We start from the raw sequence: 16426 nt of genomic DNA, 5'->3' as shown, positions 1-16426 counted from the left end.
CGTACGGGCCTCCGGTGCCGCCCGCGCAGCCGGTGGCGCAGCCCGGTCCGCCGGGGCAGCCTCCGCTGCCGCAGCCGGGACCGCCAGGGCAGCAGCTGCCGCCGCAGTGGCAGCCGAACCCCCAGGCGCACCCCCAGCCGCATCCCCAGGCACACCCCCAGCCGCATCCGCAGTCGTACCCGCAGCCCCAGGCGCCGCAGCGCGCCGAGCCGAACTGGGAGGCGCTGGCGGACCGCAACGCGGCGGACGGCAAGCGCCGCCGCCGACTGCGGGCCCTCGGCGTGGCGGTCGCGGTCGTCCTGGTCGGCGGCCTGATCGCGGGCGGGGCGGTGCTGCTGACGAAGGGCGGCGGCGACAAGCCGGTCGCCGGGCCGATCGCCTCGGCCTCCAACCGGCCGTCCTCCGCCGCATCGGGTGCCGCCCGGAGTGCCGCGCCGAGTGCCGCCGCAACCCCGGGCGGGAACCCGTCCGGCACCCCGGGCGGAGCGCCGGACGACCCGTCGAAGCCGATCTGGGAGGCCGCCACCGACCCGGCGCCGCAGGACGCGGGGGCACTGTTCTCCGCGCTCCAGGTGACGGTCAACGGCGCCACCTGGAACCGGACCTTCGTCTCGCTGGACTCGCCCTGCTGGGACGGGAACTCGACGACCGGCGGGCTCGGCAAGGTCCTCGGTGACCAGGGCTGCCAGAAGGTGCTCCGGGCGACCTACGTCTCCGGCGACAGCGCGGTGACCGTCGGCGTCGCGGTCTTCGACCACAAGATCCAGGCCGAGACTTCGATGAAGAGCTACACCGGCCACCTCAAGGGCGCCGTCGCGCCGGGCGCGCCGGCCTTCTGCGCCACTCCGGGCTGCACCAACACGCACAACACCCTGGGCCGGTACGCCTACTTCACGGTCGAGGGCTCGGCGAAGGGCGGCGACACCGCCGACGCCACCGCCACCGCGGCGGCCGTCGGCTTCGGCGAGCACGTGAAGGGCCAGCTGCTCCAGCGCGCCAAGGCCGCGTCCGCGGCCGCGCCGGGTGCGCCGGGGGCCGCCGCGGCCGGCTGATCCGCCGTGGCACCCCGGCCCCGGCGGGTTCGCTCGCCGGTGCCGGGGGAGTGTGGCAGGCTCTCGGGGCAGTCATTCGCACGAGTGTTCCGGTTGTGTCCGCCTGGGCCGGTGCCGGCGAGCAACCGGAGGAGCGGTCCGTGGCCCTGCCCAGAGCCCTGCGCGGCAGGCCCGCCGTCCTGGCCGCGGCCGGGGTCGTGGTCGCCGCGGGCGCCGTGGCGCTGTTGCAGCGTGACGGCCGGGCCGACGGCGAACGGCCCGCCCGCGTCCCGGTGACGGTCGGCCTCCCCGGCCGCACCCTGCCGCCGGAGGTCGGCCGGGACCTGCTCGCCCGGGATCCGCAGGCCTCGCCGAACGCCCGGGCCGTCCAGCAGCTGCTCGCCGACCTGGAGGACCGGGCCCGCACCGGGCAGAGCGGCGGGACGGTGATCGGCCAGCACGTCGAGGCGCACAACGAGCGCAACAACCCCGAGTACGGCGACTACCGTGGCACCAAGCAGGTCGGCTACTACTACAAGAAGGCCGCCGACCTCACCGGCAAGCTGCCCGGCTTCGTCGAGACCGACCTCGGCCCCGGCTACGGCCAGACCGGCTGGGGCGTCGGCGACCCGCGCTCCTACTCGGCCGGCCGGTGGCCCACCTGCCGGGCCGGCTGGCAGTACACCGACGACGCCGTCGACCTGCTCTCCGCCGTCTGGTCCGGTCACCCGCGCGCCGACGACGGCAGCTACGGCACGGCCGGCGTCCAGCACAACTGCGACGGCACCACCACCGAACTGCCCGACAACGGCGGGGGGCCGGCCGGGATCGTCGGCATGTCCTTCCACCAGCCCTACCCGGGTTCGGACGTCAAGTCCTTCGAGCAGGTGCTCTGTTCGAACTCTCCGGCCGCCAAGGACAAGGGCTGGTTCGGCCGGGTCGTCGACAGCGCGCACGACACCCCCGAGTACCGCGCGCTGATGACCGACCTGTCCTACCTGGCCGACCACCTGGAGTACCTGGCCGCCCACGACGTGCCGGTGCTGCTGCGCCCGTACCACGAGATGAACGTGCAGGACTGCTCCCGCAGGTTCTGGTGGTCGGGCCAGAAGCCGGCCGACTACCAGGCGCTGTGGCGGATCACCTACCGCTACCTGGTGGAGACCAGGGGCCTGCACAACCTGCTGTTCGTCTGGACGCCGGTGTCCTGGGACGGAGCCCCCGGCGCGGACCCGTGGGACTACTACCCGGGCTCGCAGTACGTCGACGTGGTCGGGGTGGACGACTACAGCGGCAGCCCCGCGCACCCGATCGGCACCGGCGAGGTGTGGACCAAGCGGTACTACGACGGACTCGCCGGCTACGGCAAGCCGCGGATCCTGGCCGAGTCCTTCGCCGTCCCGGTCAACTCCCGCCAGCCGGACACGCTGCGGCGCACGCCCTGGACGATCTGGACGGTCTGGGGGCAGTCGCTCACCTCGGACAACCTGACGCTGGACCAGCCGCGCAACTCCAGCGCGGACGTCAACGCCACCTACCACAGCCCGCTGGCGCTCACCGGCGGCGCCGGCCCGTTCGGCGCGAACGTCGACTGGGGCGGCCTGCACGTTCGTTGAGCCGGTCCGCAGGGTCGTCGAGCCGCCCCCGCGCGTCCGCCGAGCCGGTCGCCGTGAGGTGCGCTACACCACCGAATTCCGTTGAACGGCCGGAATACCGTGTCCGTTGTGCCGTGTGGCATCCTGTGGCGGCGAAGCCGAGGGGCTGACGCCGGGACGGGCCCGGCGGGGCGGGGGTGCGGGATGGGACAGGCGCGTGCGATGCGCGCGGCCGGCGGCATCGCCGTCGGCTGGGGCGTGGTGCTGCTGGCTTGGGCGGCGTACAACTGCTTCGGCCAGGTCGGGTTCGCGACCTACGTCAAAGGCATCTTCTACTACGGCGGTACCTCGGTGGACGCCGAGACCGGCAGCCTCAACTACGGCCTGATCTACCTGCTTTCGGGAATCCTGCTGCTGCGCGGGCGCAGTTGGGCGCTCGGGGTGGCGGCCGGCGTCGCTCTGGTCGAGGGGTACAACCGGGTGCGCAGCCTGACCGGCGCGCTCCTGGACAAGCCGCAGCGGGAGTGGTTCACCAGCACCACCGAGGGCGGGCTCAAGCTCGCGACCTTCGCGCTCGGCGTGGCCGTCACCGCGGCGCTGATCCTGCTGCTGGCCCGGCTGAAGTGGCGGGAGCAGCGGGCGCCGGAGGCCGCGGCGTCGGGCGGCCAGGTGCACTGGTCACTGCTGCAGACGATCCCGGCCGAGTCGGCCCCGGGCCCGCAGCCGTACCAGCAGCCGCCGTTCCAACACCAGCCCGCCTGGCCGCAGCCGCAGCCGCAGCCGCAGGCCGCCTGGCCACCGCAGCCGCCCTTCCAACAGCAGCCGCAGCCCGCGTGGCCGCAGCAGCCCCCGGCCTCGCAGCCGCAGTCGCAGCCCGCTGCCTGGCCGCAGTCGGCGCCGGCCCAGCCGACCCAGCCTTCGCAGCCGTCACAGCCGGTGCCGTACGCGCAGCAGCCCGCCCAGCCGGCCCCGCACCCGTCGACGCTCGCCCAGCAGCCGTGGCCCGCCGCGCCGCCGGTGACGCCCGGTCCGGTCGCCCCCGGCCCGGCCGTGTCCCCGGTCGACCGCCCGCCGACGGACCGCCCGCCGACGGACCGCCCGCCGCAGGCCTGAACCTCCGCAGCCCCGGACCGCTCGCGAACGACCCGGCTCCCGCACGGGATCGGCCCGACACCAGACGAGGAGCGACTTTCGCCATGCCATCGACATCCCCCGCACGGACGGTGCTCACCACGTCCCGCGAGGCCGCCCGGCTCGCCGAGCGACAGATGTCGTGGAAGCCCCGGGTCCTCCCGTTCTACTTCTCCTTCACGGTCATCTTCGCCTTCTCGGTCTGGGCCTACGTGCCCAACCCCACCCCGCTCGGCTGGACGATCACCATCCTGTGGGGGATGCCGGTGTTCGGCGTCCTGATCGGCTTCCAGGGCGTGCTGATGGTCCGCCGCCGGCTGCGCCAGGTGAGCCGGATGACGCCGGCCGTGCCGGTCGAGGACGACTTCCTGATCGTGCTGGTGCCGACCATCGGCCGCCACGACACCTATCCGGCGCTGGAGCGCTCGGTGCTCTCGTACGTCGAGCACCTGCCGGCCTACTTCCCGTGGATGCGGGTGGACGTCCTCACCGAGGAGGGCTGCGCGGCCGCCGAGAAGATCGACGGTCTGGCCGCCCGCAACCCGCTGATCCGGGTGGTGACCGTGCCGAAGGCCTACGAGACGGCCAACGGCACCAAGTTCAAGGCCCGCGCCAACCACTACTCGCACGAGCTGCGGATCGAGGAGGGCGAGGCCGAGGACGACGTCTGGGTGCTGCACATGGACGACGACACCGGCGTCGGCCCGGACACCGCCGCCGCCGTCGCGCAGTTCGTCAACCGGCAGCGCCGGGCCGGGGACGACGCCAAGCACATGGCGCAGGGCATCCTGACGTACCCGCGGGAGAACGCCGTCTCCACCTTCACCTGGCTCGCCGACGCGATCCGCCCGGCCGACGACATCGCCCGCTTCCGCGCGATGACCGGCACCGGCACCCCGATCGCCGGCGTGCACGGCGAACTGCTCCTGATGCGCTCCTCGGTGGAGGCCACCATCGGCTGGGACTTCGGCCCGAAGACCATCGTGGAGGACGCCCAGATGGCGCTGAACTTCTGCCAGCGCTACCCGGGCCGCAGCGACTGGTTCAACGGGCGCTGCTACGGCGCCTCGCCGGCCGGGGTCAAGGACTTCCTCAAGCAGCGCGAGCGCTGGGCCTGGGGCCTGGTCGCGCTCTGCTTCAACAGGACGATCCCGCTGCGGTACCGGCTGTTCATCGGGATGGGCATGGTCAGTTGGGTGCTCGGCCCGCTCCAGCACGTCGGCCTGGTGCTGCTGGTCGCCTGGTTCACCGGCACCTGGAACACCTCCCCGGTCACCCAGTCCGTGGTGCTGGTCTGGTCGATCAACTTCGCCTACGTCATCTGGACGTACTGGGAGGGCCTGCGCCTGAACGTCGTCGCCTCGGCGAACCACCGGCGCAAGTGGTGGGAGCCGATCGTCGTGGTGGCGGCCATCCCGCTGTTCTCCTTCCTGGAGGGCTGGGGCGGCCTGCGCGGGCTGGTCAAGTTCCTCAAGGGCGAGGAGAACAAGTTCGTCGTCATCGCCAAGCCGGCCTGATCGGAGGTCACCGCTGTGAAGCGCCCCGCCATCTTCATCCTGCCGACCGTGGTGGTCGCCATCACCGTCGCCGTCCCGGTGGTCTGGGGGGACCACCCGCTCAAGTTCGTCCACCAGCGCCCGACCGCCGTGCACTGGGCCGGCTCCGCGACCGAGCAGGGACGGGTCTGGGGCTTCGGCAAGGACGCGCCGCCGGTCGAGGACACCGGCCCCAGGGTGGCCCGCCCGTGGGCCGAGGGCAGCCCCGAGTGGGGTGTGCAGGTGTACTGGCTGGACGATCCGGCGGACCCGGACAACTTCGTCCAGGGCAAGGTCGACCGCATCGTCAAGTACGTCGTCGGGCTGAACGCCAACTCCCTGTCGGTGACCTTCCCGTACTACACGACGGGCACCAGGTCGAACGCCGTCGCCGCCCGGCCGACCACCCCCACCCCGGAGCGGCTGGCCCTGCTGCTGGACGCCGCCCACCGGGCGGGCCTGCGCACCACCATCCGTCCGATCATGGACGAGGACGTCTTCGACTACCTCAACACCCTCAAGTGGCGCGGCAACATCGCACCGACCGACCGGGACGCCTGGTTCGCCAGCTACGCCGCCTTCCTGACGCCCTACCTGAAGACCGCCCAGGAGCACTCCGCGGCCGAGGTCACCATCGGCACCGAGTTCAACTCGCTGGAGGGCGACCCGCGGTGGCCCGGTCTCATCGACCAGGCGCGGAAGACCTTCCACGGCGAGCTGGTGTACGACGCGAACTTCGACAACTGGTCCAAGGGCCCGATAGCGGTGCCGGCGGACGGCACGGGCGTGGACGCCTACCCGCCGGCCAAGTCGGCCGGTGACGACGCCCCGGTCGCCGACCTGAGGGCCAGCTGGAACGCCTGGCTCGACAAGCGCGGCAGCGGTCCGCAGCCGACCACCAAGCTCACCGAGGTGGGCATCCCGGCGCAGAAGGGCGCCTACAAGACGCCCGGCGAGTACTACAAGAAGACCGAGCTGAACGAGGCCGTCCAGGCGACCTGGTTCACCGCGGTCTGCCAGGTGGCGCAGGAGCGCAAGCTGCGCGGGCTGTACTTCTGGTCGCTGTACTTCGGCATCGACCCGAACCTGCCGACCAACCAGGACACCCCGCGGATGGACTACGCCGGGCGCCCGGCCTCCGAGCAGGCGATCCGCGACTGCTTCGCGCAGACCTACGAACTGCCGCCGTCCTAGGCTCCGGTCAGGGCGCGGTCCGGCCGGGCTTGGCCGAACTCGGCCGGCCCGTGGGCTTGGTGGTGGTCGGCGTCGTGGCCGTCGGAGTCGGCGTGGGTGTGGGCGTCGGTGTCGAGGTCGGCGTCGGGGCGGCCGTGGGCGGCCCCGTCGGCGGTCCGGTCAGTCCGTCCGCGATCTGCTGCTCCAGCCACGGCGTCACGAACCGCATGCCGGCCGGAGTGAGGTGCACCCCGTCGTTGGCGGGGGTGACCCAGTGGCCGTCGCGGTCCTTCCACGCGCAGGTCTCGTACGGGCAGAAGAAGGTGTTGAGGTCGACCAGCCGGACGGCGCCGGCGGTGGCCTTCACGTAGGCGGCGACCTGCTGGTCGTAACAGGTGCCCCAGCCCTTGTCGATGGCGCCGTTCTCGACCCGTTCGTTCATCAGCAGCACCCGGGCGCCGGGCGCGCGGCGACGGACCTGGTCCACGGCCTGGGTGAGCTGGGTGGTGTAGCGGCTCCTGTAGTCCTCCTCGCAGGGGCTGAGCCAGCTGCCGTCGAGGTACTGCTCGGCGGCGTCCCAGCCGAGGTGGATCACGACGGCCTGCGGGGCGGCGCCGGTGAGTTGCCGGTCCCACGCGGCGGCCCGGTCGCGGCACTCCCGGCTGGTGTCGAACTCCTCGCCGGAGGTGGTGCGCACCTTGTCCGGGTCGAACACGCCGCAGCCGCTGATCCCGCCGTCGACCACCCGGTAGCGGTCGCCGTGCCGGTAGAGGCCGGTGGCGAGGTCCTGGGCGAAGGAGTCGCCGAGGACGAGGACCGCGGGCTTGCCGCTCGGCCCGGACCGCATGTCGTACTGGACCCAGGCGGGCAGGTACCAGGCGCCGGTGGTGGCCACCGCCGTGGCGACGGCCAGCAGCGGGACGGCCGGGAAGGCCCGCCAGCGCAGCACCCGCAGCTTCTCGGTGCCGGTGTGCATCAGCCAGGCCAGCACCCAGGAGAGCGGTGCGCCGATGGCGAGCAGCAGTTGCGGCGAGATGTCGTCGACGTAGTGCTGGAGCAGCCAGTACACCGGCAGGTGGAGCAGGTAGAGGCTGTAGGAGATGGTGCCGGTGAGCCGCAGCGGGGGCAGTGACAGCAGCCGGACCAGCGGGCCCCGGTCGTGGCAGAGCGAGGCGGCCAGGACGGCGGCCAGCGCCGCGACCGCGGCCAGCCCGCCCTGGTAGAGCAGCGGCTCGTGGTAGCCGCTGACGGACAGGCTGGCCCAGACCAGGCCGCCGAGGGCCGCGGTCCCGAGCAGGGCGGGCGCCAGGGTGCCGGCCGCTCCGGAGCGGTCGAGCAGGCGCCGCCGGGAGCGGGTGGCGCCGTCGCCGCCGGGGGCCGCCGCGCGGACCTGGCGGCGCAGCCGCAGGTGGACGGCGAAGGCGGCGGTGGCGCCGGCCGCGAAGCCGACCGCGCGGGTCTCGGTGCCGAGGTAGAGGCGGTCGCTGTTGTCGCCGTTCCACATCAGCGGGGCGACGAGCGCGGCGACGACGAACAGCCCGGCGGTGACGACGCCGGTCGCGCGCAGCGAGCGGCGGCAGAGACCGAAGACCGCGAGCAGCAGCAGCGGCCAGAGCGCGTAGAACTGCTCGGTGATGCTGAGCGACCACATGGCCGCGAGCGGGTCGATGGAGGCGAAGTGCTGCCAGTAGGCGTCGCCGCGGGCCAGTTGGGCCCAGTTGGCGACCTGGCCGAGCGCGGCGAGCGCCTGCGGGCGGAGGTCCCTGACGTCCCGTAGCGGGCTGACCAGTGCGGACAGCGCGACGACGAGGAGGACGGTGGCGAGCAGTCCGGGCAGCAGCCGCTTGGCCCGGCGGCGGTAGAAGACGCCGAGCCGGATGCCGTCGGTGCGGTCCAGTTCGCGGATCAGCACCAGGGTCACCAGGAAGCCGGAGAGGACGAAGAAGACGTCCACGCCGAACAGGCCGTTCTGGAACCAGTTGGTGTGGTAGAGCAGGACGGAGGCGATGGCGAGGCCGCGCAGCCCGTCGACCGCCGGGAAGCGGACGGAGGGCGGCAGCGGCCCGCGCGGCCGGGGCGCCGGTGCGGGGATCGCGTAGCGGCTGGTGGCCGGGGGCTCGATGCCCCGGGACGTGCGCATGTCCTGGAGCGTGGGGCCGCTCGCGGGCGTGCCGAGGCCGGGCCCGTCGTCCATGTGGTGCGTCCCCCCGGGATCGGTCGGCTGCCGCGACGTGGCATCAGACGTGATCTGTGGTTTATATCAAAAGACGTCCGTTGATCGTCTGTCGGTCACCGGGGAGGAGGAGAGCCGACGACGCCCCGGCCGGGCTCAGAACGCCAGGCTGTAGACCATCAGGTCCATGCCCGGGTACGGGGACCAGTCGCGCTCGGGGGTGCGGCGGAAGCCGGTCCGCTCGTAGACGCGGTGGGCGGCGGTCATCTGCGGGCGGGTGGAGAACGCCATGCCGTCCAGGGCGAGTTCGCGGCTGCGGGCGATGGTGGCGCGGACCAGGGCCTCGCCGACGCCCCGGCCGCGGGCGGCCGCGGCGGTGGCGAGCATCCGGATCTCGCCCTCGCGCGGGCCGGCGATGTCGGCCCACTCGGTGCCGCCGACGGCGTAGGTCACGCAGCCGAGGACCCGTCCTTCGGCCTGGTCGACCGCGACCAGGAGCTCGGCCTCCCGGGCCCGGCGGGCGGCGTCGCGCAGGAGCTCGACGTAGCTGCTCTCGGGCGAGGTGTGGCCGTCGCCGACGAAGGCCTCGACGGTGATGCGGCCGGCGTCGTCGAGGTCCTCCGGAAGGGCCTGGCGGATGAGGATGTCCATCCCGTCAGTGTGCCGGAACCGTCCGGGGTGGTGATCTCCGGGGTGGCCCGGACCGGGAGGGTGGCCGGGTCGGCGGAGGGGCGCAGCGAGGCGGCGGGCATGGTGCCGTACAGCCGGTCCAGGCGTTCCGGGCCGGCCGGGTAGCCGCCCGGGCGGTGCCAGTTGTCGCGGCCGGTGGCGGCGCCGCGGGCGACCTCCCGGCCGATCAGGGTGCCGAGCAGGCCGAAACCGCCGACGGCCCCGACCAGGGCGATTGCGCTTGCGAGAGTGCCGCTGTCCATGGCTCCACTCTGGTCGGGCGGGGCGGCGGCCACGAGTGGCAGGAATGACTGATCTCATCGAAAAACTGCCATCCGGCCCTTCCGTCGCCGGTGCCGGCCGGGGCATCCTGGGCGGCATGCTGAAGAACGTGGTCGCGGTGGTGCTGGAGGAGATCCACCCCTTCGAGCTCGGTGTCGCCTGCGAGGTCTTCGGCCTCGACCGCACGGCCGACGGCCTGCCCGGGTACGACTTCGCGATCGCCGGCGCCCGCCCCGGGCCGCACACGACGCACGCCGGGTTCGCGGTGGACGTCCCGCACGGCCCCGAGCGGCTGGCCGGGGCCGACCTGGTGGTGGTCACCGCGACGGCGATCCGCCCGGAGTACCCGGAGCCGCTGCTGGCGGCGCTGCGCTCGGTGGTGGCGGACGGCGGCAGGGTGCTGTCCATCTGTAGCGGCGCCTTCGTGCTCGGCGCCGCCGGGCTGCTGGACGACCGCCGCTCCACCACCCACTGGCGGCACAGCGAGGACCTGGCCCGGCGCTTCCCGCGGACCGCCGTCGAGCCGGACGTGCTGTACGTGGACGACGACCCGGTGATCACCTCGGCCGGGACGGCCGCCGGCATCGACGCCTGCCTGCACCTGGTGCGCAAGGTGCAGGGCGCCGAGGTGGCCCGGGGGATCGCCCGCCGGATGGTGGTGGCGCCGCACCGGGAGGGCGGGCAGGCCCAGTTCGTGAGCCGCCCGCTGCCCGGCGGCGACGGCGACTCGCTGGCGCCGCTGCTCGACTGGATGCGCCACCACCTGGACCGGGACTGCACCGTCGAGCAGTTGGCCGCCAGGGTCCACATGTCCCCGCGCACCTTCGCCCGCCGCTTCCAGCAGGAGACCGGCACCACGCCGCACCGCTGGCTGACCGGGCAGCGGGTGCTGCTCGCCCAGCGGCTGCTGGAGTCCACCGCCGAACCGGTGGACGCGATCGCCGCCCGCTGCGGCTTCGGCAACGCGGCCGCGCTGCGGCACCACTTCGGGCGCCGGCTGGGGACCACGCCGCTGGCCTACCGGCGCTGCTTCGCCTGCCCGGACGACGAGACGTGACCGGGCGACGAGGTGTGACCGGGCGACGGGGAGTGACCGGGCGACGGGGAGTGACCGGGCGACGAGGCGCGACCGGACGAGGGCGCGTGACGGCTCGTCAATTCTCCGGGGCGAGGTGGTCGACGGTGTTCCAGCGCTCCGGGTGCAGCCGCCCGTCCTGGGCGCGCCACAGGCTGGTGGAACAGTTGCGCACCGGCGCGAGCGCGGTGAGCCGTTCCTCGGTGAGCCGCTCCAGCACGTAGCGCAGCATCAGCACCGTGCAGTCGTGCGCGACCAGCAGGACGGGCCGCCCGGCCTCCTCCTCGCAGACGTCCCGCAGCAGGCTGCGCACCCGCAGCGCGACGTCGGCCCAGGACTCGCCGCCGGGCGGCCGGTAGTACAGCTCGCCCATCTTGCGCCGCCGGGCGGACTCCTCCGGGTGCTTGGCCTCGATCGCGGCCCGCGTCAGCATCTCCAGGACGCCCAGCTCGCGGTCGCGCAGCCGCTCGTCGTGGCGCACGGCGAGGGTGACCGGGACGGCGCCGAGCCCGGCGGCCTGGGCGAGCGCGATCCGGGCGGTCTCGGTGGTGCGCACGTACGGCGAGCACCAGACGCTGCGCGGGCGGTCGGTGCTGGGCAGGGCGGCCCACCAGCGGCCGAGCGCCTGGGCCTGCTGCTGGCCGTGCAGCGACAGCGGGATGTCGGCGTCCCGGCAGCTGATCGGGACGCTGAGCGCGCCGGCGGCCTCGGCCAGCTGGAACTCGACGTTGGCGGTGGACTCGCCGTGCCGGGTGGCGATCAGCAGGGACGGCAGCCGGGTGGCCGACGCCGGGCGGTGGGTGGTGAGGTGGTGCGGGCTCTGGGTGGACTGGTGCTGGCCGTTGAGGGTGGTGCCGAGTTCTGCCATGGCCGCGTGCTCCCCGTGGGTCGATCAGTTGCCGGCCGGTCGCCGGTCCGGTCTGGTGGTGCCCTGCGAAGGCGGCTGTTCATACATATGATCGCGCCGCCTTCTCCAGTGTTCACGGAGAGGGCGGCGCGATCACAGGGCGCGTGCGGCGCGAATCAGTGCGCCGCTACGGGCTCCGGCGCGTTCTCCGGCTCCTCGTCGCCGGCCTCGGCGCTGTAGTCGGCGGGCCTGGTCTCGTCCGGGCCCTCGGGTGCCTTGACGGCGCGCAGCACCAGGGTGAGCGCCACCGCGACGATCAGGTTGAGCGCGAAGGCGGTCAGGCCGATGTAGCCGATCTCGCCGATGCCGGGGATCGCGGCCGCGTTGCCGCCGAAGTGCTTGGTGGCGGGGCTCGCGATGCCGTAGGCCTTCCAGGTGCCGTAGGCCATGCCGGCCGCCCAGCCGGCGAACAGCGCCCAGTGGTGGAACCAGCGGGTGAACAGGCCGCCGACGATCGCCACGAAGGTCTGGAGGATCCACAGGCCGCCGAGCAGCTGGAGGTTGATCGCGGCCTGCTTGTCCATGCCGAGCACGAAGACCAGCGCGCCGACCTTCACCAGCAGCGAGACCAGCTTGGCGATCCGGGTCTCGTCCGCCGGGGTGGCGGCGGGCTTCAGCCACTCCTTGTAGACGTTGCGGGTGAACAGGTTGGCCGCCGCGATCGACATGATGGCGGCCGGCACCAGCGCGCCGATCCCGATCGCCGCGAAGGCCACGCCGGTGAACCAGTCCGGGAACATGTCGGCGAACAGCTGCGGCACGGACAACTGGGCGTTGAACTTCTTGTCGCCCTTGCCGACGCCCGCCGCGATGGCCATGAAGCCGAGCAGCGCCAGCAGGCCCAGCATCAGCGAGTACGCGGGCATGATCGCCATGTTGCGGCGCACCGTGCCGCGGGACTTGGAGGCCAGCACACCGGTCACCGAGTGCGGGTACATGAACAGCGCCATCGCCGAGCCCAGCGCCAGCGTCGCGTACGTCCACTGCTTGTCGCCCGGGAGGGTCAGCGAGCCGGCGGACTTGGGGGCGCTGAACTTGTGCGCGGCCGCGTCGAAGATGTGCCCGTAGCCGCCGAGCCGGATCGGGATGTAGATCACCGCGACGATGATCACGATGTAGATCAGGGCGTCCTTGACGAAGGCGATCAGCGCCGGGGCGCGCAGCCCGGAGGAGTAGGTGTACGCGGCCAGCACGCCGAAGGCGAGGAACAGCGGCAGGTCCTTGACGAACCAGTTGGCGTTCTCGCCGCCGCCGACGCCCAGCACGTCCAGGACCGCCTGGATGCCGACGAGTTGGAGCGCGATGTACGGCATGGTGGCCAGGATCCCGGTCAGCGCGACGACCAGGGAGAGCGGCCGCGAGCCGTACCGGCCGCGGACGAAGTCGGCCGGGGTGACGTACCCGTGCACCCGGGAGACCGACCAGAGCCGGGGCAGGAAGAGGAAGACCAGCGGATAGGCGACGATCGTGTACGGCACCGCGAAGAAGCCCGCCGCACCGGTCGCGTAGACCGCCGCCGGGACGGCGACGAAGGTGTACGCGGTGTAGAGGTCGCCGCCGAGCAGGAACCAGGTGACCCAGGTCCCGAAGCTGCGGCCGCCCAGGCCCCACTCGTCCAGGTGCGCCGCGTCGTCCGCGCGCCGCCAGCGGGCGGCGAGGAAGCCCATCACGGTGACCAGGACGAAGAACAGCACGAAGACCGTGAGGGCCGGCACGTTGACGTGGCTCATCGCGCGCCACCCGCCTTCCGCGCCGCCTTGCGGGCCTTCTCGTCCCGGTTGATCAGCAGGTACGCGGCCACGGTGAACACCGCCGACACCGGCACCCAGAGCAGCTGGTACCAGTAGAAGAACGGCACCCCGCCGACGCCCGGGTCGGTCTTGTCGTACGAGGACACCCACAGCGTCGCGACGATCGGCACGAGCAGGGCGAGCCCGGCCAGCACCCGTTCGGGGGTCACTGCGGGCACCCGCTCCCCGGGTGGCTCGGGCATGACAGGTTCGACGGTATCGGGATCAGACGGCATCTTCGGCTCCGCTCCGGAGGGTTCTCCCCGTCGGCGCCGCAGCCCGCGGGGCACCGCACGCCCCCGCGAACCCGCCGAGCAGCACCATCGGTGATCGACAGTCAGTACGGCTGCGCAATCTAGGGCATGGGGTGATCCATGTCACCGGGGTCGGCGCAACTTCCCGCCATCCGGACGGCATCCGGTCGTATTCGACCGGTACTGCCCCTTCCGTGACGCGAACGGGCACCGGCGCGCGCGGGTCGCGCGCGCCGGTGCCCGTGGTGCGCGGGGGGAGTGTCCCGCCCGGACTGCTTCGCCCCGGACTGCTTCGCCCCGGACTGCTTCGCCCCGGACTGCTTCGCCCCGAACTGCTTCGCCCGGACTACTCCGGGCGCTTGAGTCGGGTGATGAACTTGTAGCGGTCGCCGCGGTAGATCGAGCGGACCCACTCCACCGGGTCGCCGTCGGCGTCGAAGGAGTGCCGGGAGAGCTGGAGCATCGGCAGTCCGAGGTCGGAGCCGAGCAGGCCGGCCTCGCGCGGGTTGGCGAGGGTGGTCTCGATGGTCTCCTCGGCCTCGGCCACGGTGACCCCGTACACCTCGCGCAGCGCCGCGTACAGCGAGTTGTGCTTGGCGAGGTTGCGCCGCAGCGCGGGGAAGCGCTTGGCGGACAGGTGGGCGACCTCGATGGCCATCGGGTCGCCGTTGGCCAGGCGCAGGCGCTCGATCCGCAGCACCCGGCCGCCGGGCTTGATGTCGAGCAGCGGGGCGAGCCGGTCGTCGGCGGTGATGTAGCCGATCTCGATCAGCCGCGAGGCGGGCTCCAGGCCCTGGGCCCGCATGTCCTCGGTGTAGGAGGTGAGCTGGAGGGCCTGGGCGACCTTGGGCTTGGCGACGAAGGTGCCCTTGCCCTGGATGCGCTCCAGCCGGCCCTCGACGACCAGTTCCTGCAGCGCCTGGCGCACGGTGGTGCGGGAGGTGTCGAACTGGGCGGCCAGCGCGCGCTCGGGCGGGACGGGGGTGCCGGCGGGCTGGGTCTCGGTGAGCTGGAGCAGGTGGCGCTTGAGACCGTAGTACTTGGGGACGCGCGCGGTCGGGTCGGCGCCGGCCTGCGTCGGGAGGTTTTTCACCTCGGGGTCGTTGACCTGGGCGGTGGTTCCCCCGTCGCTGCTCATCGGACCTGTTCTCCCGCTTCTCGCGGGGCCTTTACGGGCCCCGCCACATAGTTAACGGGTGACATCGTTGCATGTATGGCTACGGAACGAATACCTCATCACGCGATGAACGATGTGCGGTGTCGGCTTGATAACGGGTGGTCCGGATCGGTCGAACAGCCGTTGACAGGCCCATTGGTCTAGGCCAAGCTCCAGGCATCTGGTCTACACCACTAGGCCGGTCACTATGAATCCCCCCACCCGCTCGAAGGGGTCCGCGGCACCTTTCCCCCCGCTTTACGTGGGTCTGCCGCTGCCGCCCGACGGGGGTAACCCAGGCATCCCTCAGGAGGATGGCGTGAAGCGTCAGCTCATCGCGGCGGTCGGCGTCGCAGCAATGGTCGTCGGCCTGGCGGCCTGTGGCTCGGACGGCAAGAGCAAGGACAACGCCGGTTCGAACTCGTCGTCCGCGGCGGGCGCCAAGAACTACAGCGGCAAGACGCTGAAGGTGTGGCTGATGACCGGCTCCGCCCCGAAGGGCTGGACCGACGCGGTCAAGAGCGAGTTCGAGACCACCTACCCGGGCTCCAAGGTCGACTTCCAGATCCAGGAGTGGGACGGCATCGGCCAGAAGGTGACCGCCGCGCTGTCCGAGGGCTCGGTCGACGTCGTCGAGCTCGGCAACACCCAGACCTCCGGCTACGCCGCCTCGGGCGGCCTGCTCGACATCACCAAGGACAAGTCCGCCCTGGGCGGCGACGGTTGGAACGCCAACCAGAACGAGGCCGCCCAGCTGGACGGCAAGCAGTTCGCCGCCCCGTGGTGGGTCTCCAACCGCGTCGTCGCCTACAACAAGGACCTCTGGGCCAAGGCCCAGCTGACCGACGCGCCGAAGACCCTGGACGAGTTCTACGCCGACCTGGACAAGCTGAAGGCCACCGAGGGCGTCGTCGACCCGATCTACCTGCCGGGTCAGGAGTGGTACACCTACTTCGGCCTGCTCGCCGGTGAGGGCGGCAAGATCGCCAAGAAGGACGGCGACAAGTGGGTCGGCGGCCTGTCCTCGCCCGAGGCGCAGAAGGCCTTCGAGACCTACAAGAAGCTGCAGGGCTACTCGGCCACCGGTCCGAAGGACAAGGACGAGGCCACCCCGCAGCAGAAGGACGTCTTCGGCAAGGGCAACGTCGGCACCATGATCGCCCTCGGCTGGGAGCTCCCGGCGGAGAAGGACATGCCGAAGGACAAGATCGGCTTCTTCCCGCTCCCGGGCAAGACCGCTGACAAGCCCTCCGGCGTCTTCCTCGGCGGCTCGAACCTGGCGATCGGTGCGCAGAGCAAGAACACCGACATGGCCAAGGACTTCCTGAAGATCGCCCTCAACGACAAGAACGAGGGTGCGGTCGCCGCCGCCGGCAACATCCCGAACAAGGCCGCGCTGAACAGCCAGCTCACCGGCGACTTCGCGAAGGCCGCCCAGTCCGCCTCGGCGGTCGGCGCGGTCACCCCGATCACCCCGAACTGGGCGAGCGTCGAGGACAAGCCGAACCCGATCAAGGAGTTCCTGACCGCCGCCCTCCAGGGCGGCGACTACGCGGCCACCGCGAAGAAGTACGACGACGAGATCGCGAAGCGGCTCAACCAGAAGCAGTAGGCACCGAGCGGCGTCGCTCACCGACCCCCGGCGGGGGGTCGGT

Annotated in this window: 13 protein-coding genes; 7 read left to right on the top strand and 6 right to left on the bottom strand. The window is 72.4% G+C overall.

What is annotated here, in order from left to right; translation table 11 throughout:
- Positions 1 to 14 precede the first annotated feature (14 nt).
- From ACIP37_RS17395 to ACIP37_RS17375, 5 genes are all read left to right on the top strand, one after another.
- A complete protein-coding gene (locus ACIP37_RS17395; protein ID WP_363586961.1) occupies positions 15 to 1052 on the top strand; it encodes a hypothetical protein in 1038 nt (345 codons plus the stop codon).
- Positions 1053 to 1192: 140 nt separating this feature from the next.
- On the top strand, positions 1193 to 2647 hold the full coding sequence (locus tag ACIP37_RS17390) for a glycosyl hydrolase (RefSeq protein ID WP_363586960.1): 1455 nt from the start codon (positions 1193 to 1195) through the stop codon (positions 2645 to 2647).
- 183 nt (positions 2648 to 2830) lie between these two features.
- Entirely contained in the window at positions 2831 to 3739 is a 909-nt protein-coding gene (locus ACIP37_RS17385) for a hypothetical protein (RefSeq protein ID WP_363586959.1), read from the top strand.
- Between the two features lie 83 nt (positions 3740 to 3822).
- Positions 3823 to 5274, top strand: coding sequence for a glycosyltransferase family 2 protein (locus ACIP37_RS17380; protein WP_363586958.1), 1452 nt, complete (start codon positions 3823 to 3825; stop codon positions 5272 to 5274).
- A gap of 15 nt (positions 5275 to 5289) precedes the next feature.
- Positions 5290 to 6486 (top strand): glycoside hydrolase family 113, encoded by a 1197-nt coding sequence (locus ACIP37_RS17375; protein ID WP_363628675.1) that lies wholly within the window; start codon positions 5290 to 5292, stop codon positions 6484 to 6486.
- A gap of 7 nt (positions 6487 to 6493) precedes the next feature.
- Here the strand turns inward: ACIP37_RS17375 and ACIP37_RS17370 are convergent, their stop codons facing one another.
- Both ACIP37_RS17370 and ACIP37_RS17365 read right to left on the bottom strand, forming a co-directional pair.
- Positions 6494 to 8659, bottom strand: coding sequence for an acyltransferase family protein (locus tag ACIP37_RS17370; protein ID WP_363628678.1), 2166 nt, complete (start codon positions 8657 to 8659; stop codon positions 6494 to 6496).
- Positions 8660 to 8794: 135 nt separating this feature from the next.
- Positions 8795 to 9289, bottom strand: a complete 495-nt coding sequence (locus ACIP37_RS17365; protein ID WP_363586955.1) for a GNAT family N-acetyltransferase — start codon at positions 9287 to 9289, stop codon at positions 8795 to 8797.
- Between the two features lie 397 nt (positions 9290 to 9686).
- Between ACIP37_RS17365 and ACIP37_RS17360 the strand changes: the two genes are divergently transcribed.
- A complete protein-coding gene (locus ACIP37_RS17360; protein ID WP_363628680.1) occupies positions 9687 to 10646 on the top strand; it encodes a helix-turn-helix domain-containing protein in 960 nt (319 codons plus the stop codon).
- 97 nt (positions 10647 to 10743) lie between these two features.
- Here the strand turns inward: ACIP37_RS17360 and ACIP37_RS17355 are convergent, their stop codons facing one another.
- The 4 genes from ACIP37_RS17355 to ACIP37_RS17340 form a co-directional block, all read right to left on the bottom strand.
- Positions 10744 to 11532 (bottom strand): histidine phosphatase family protein, encoded by a 789-nt coding sequence (locus ACIP37_RS17355; protein WP_400844057.1) that lies wholly within the window; start codon positions 11530 to 11532, stop codon positions 10744 to 10746.
- Positions 11533 to 11687: 155 nt separating this feature from the next.
- Entirely contained in the window at positions 11688 to 13301 is a 1614-nt protein-coding gene (mctP, locus tag ACIP37_RS17350; protein ID WP_363586952.1) for a monocarboxylate uptake permease MctP, read from the bottom strand.
- Positions 13298 to 13564 carry a DUF3311 domain-containing protein gene (locus tag ACIP37_RS17345; RefSeq protein ID WP_363586951.1) on the bottom strand — a complete coding sequence of 89 codons (267 nt, stop codon included), beginning with the start codon at positions 13562 to 13564 and terminating at the stop codon, positions 13298 to 13300. The genes mctP and ACIP37_RS17345 overlap by 4 nt, the downstream gene beginning before the upstream one ends.
- A 397-nt stretch (positions 13565 to 13961) precedes the next feature.
- Positions 13962 to 14753 (bottom strand): GntR family transcriptional regulator, encoded by a 792-nt coding sequence (locus ACIP37_RS17340; protein ID WP_244293370.1) that lies wholly within the window; start codon positions 14751 to 14753, stop codon positions 13962 to 13964.
- Positions 14754 to 15090: 337 nt separating this feature from the next.
- Between ACIP37_RS17340 and ACIP37_RS17335 the strand changes: the two genes are divergently transcribed.
- A complete protein-coding gene (locus ACIP37_RS17335; RefSeq protein WP_363586950.1) occupies positions 15091 to 16383 on the top strand; it encodes an extracellular solute-binding protein in 1293 nt (430 codons plus the stop codon).
- Positions 16384 to 16426: the final 43 nt, after the last annotated feature.

Origin of the sequence: Kitasatospora sp. NPDC088861 (genome assembly GCF_044750105.1) — a bacterium.
GTDB lineage: Bacteria > Actinomycetota > Actinomycetes > Streptomycetales > Streptomycetaceae > Kitasatospora.
This window is presented reverse-complemented; position numbering and strand designations above follow the sequence as displayed.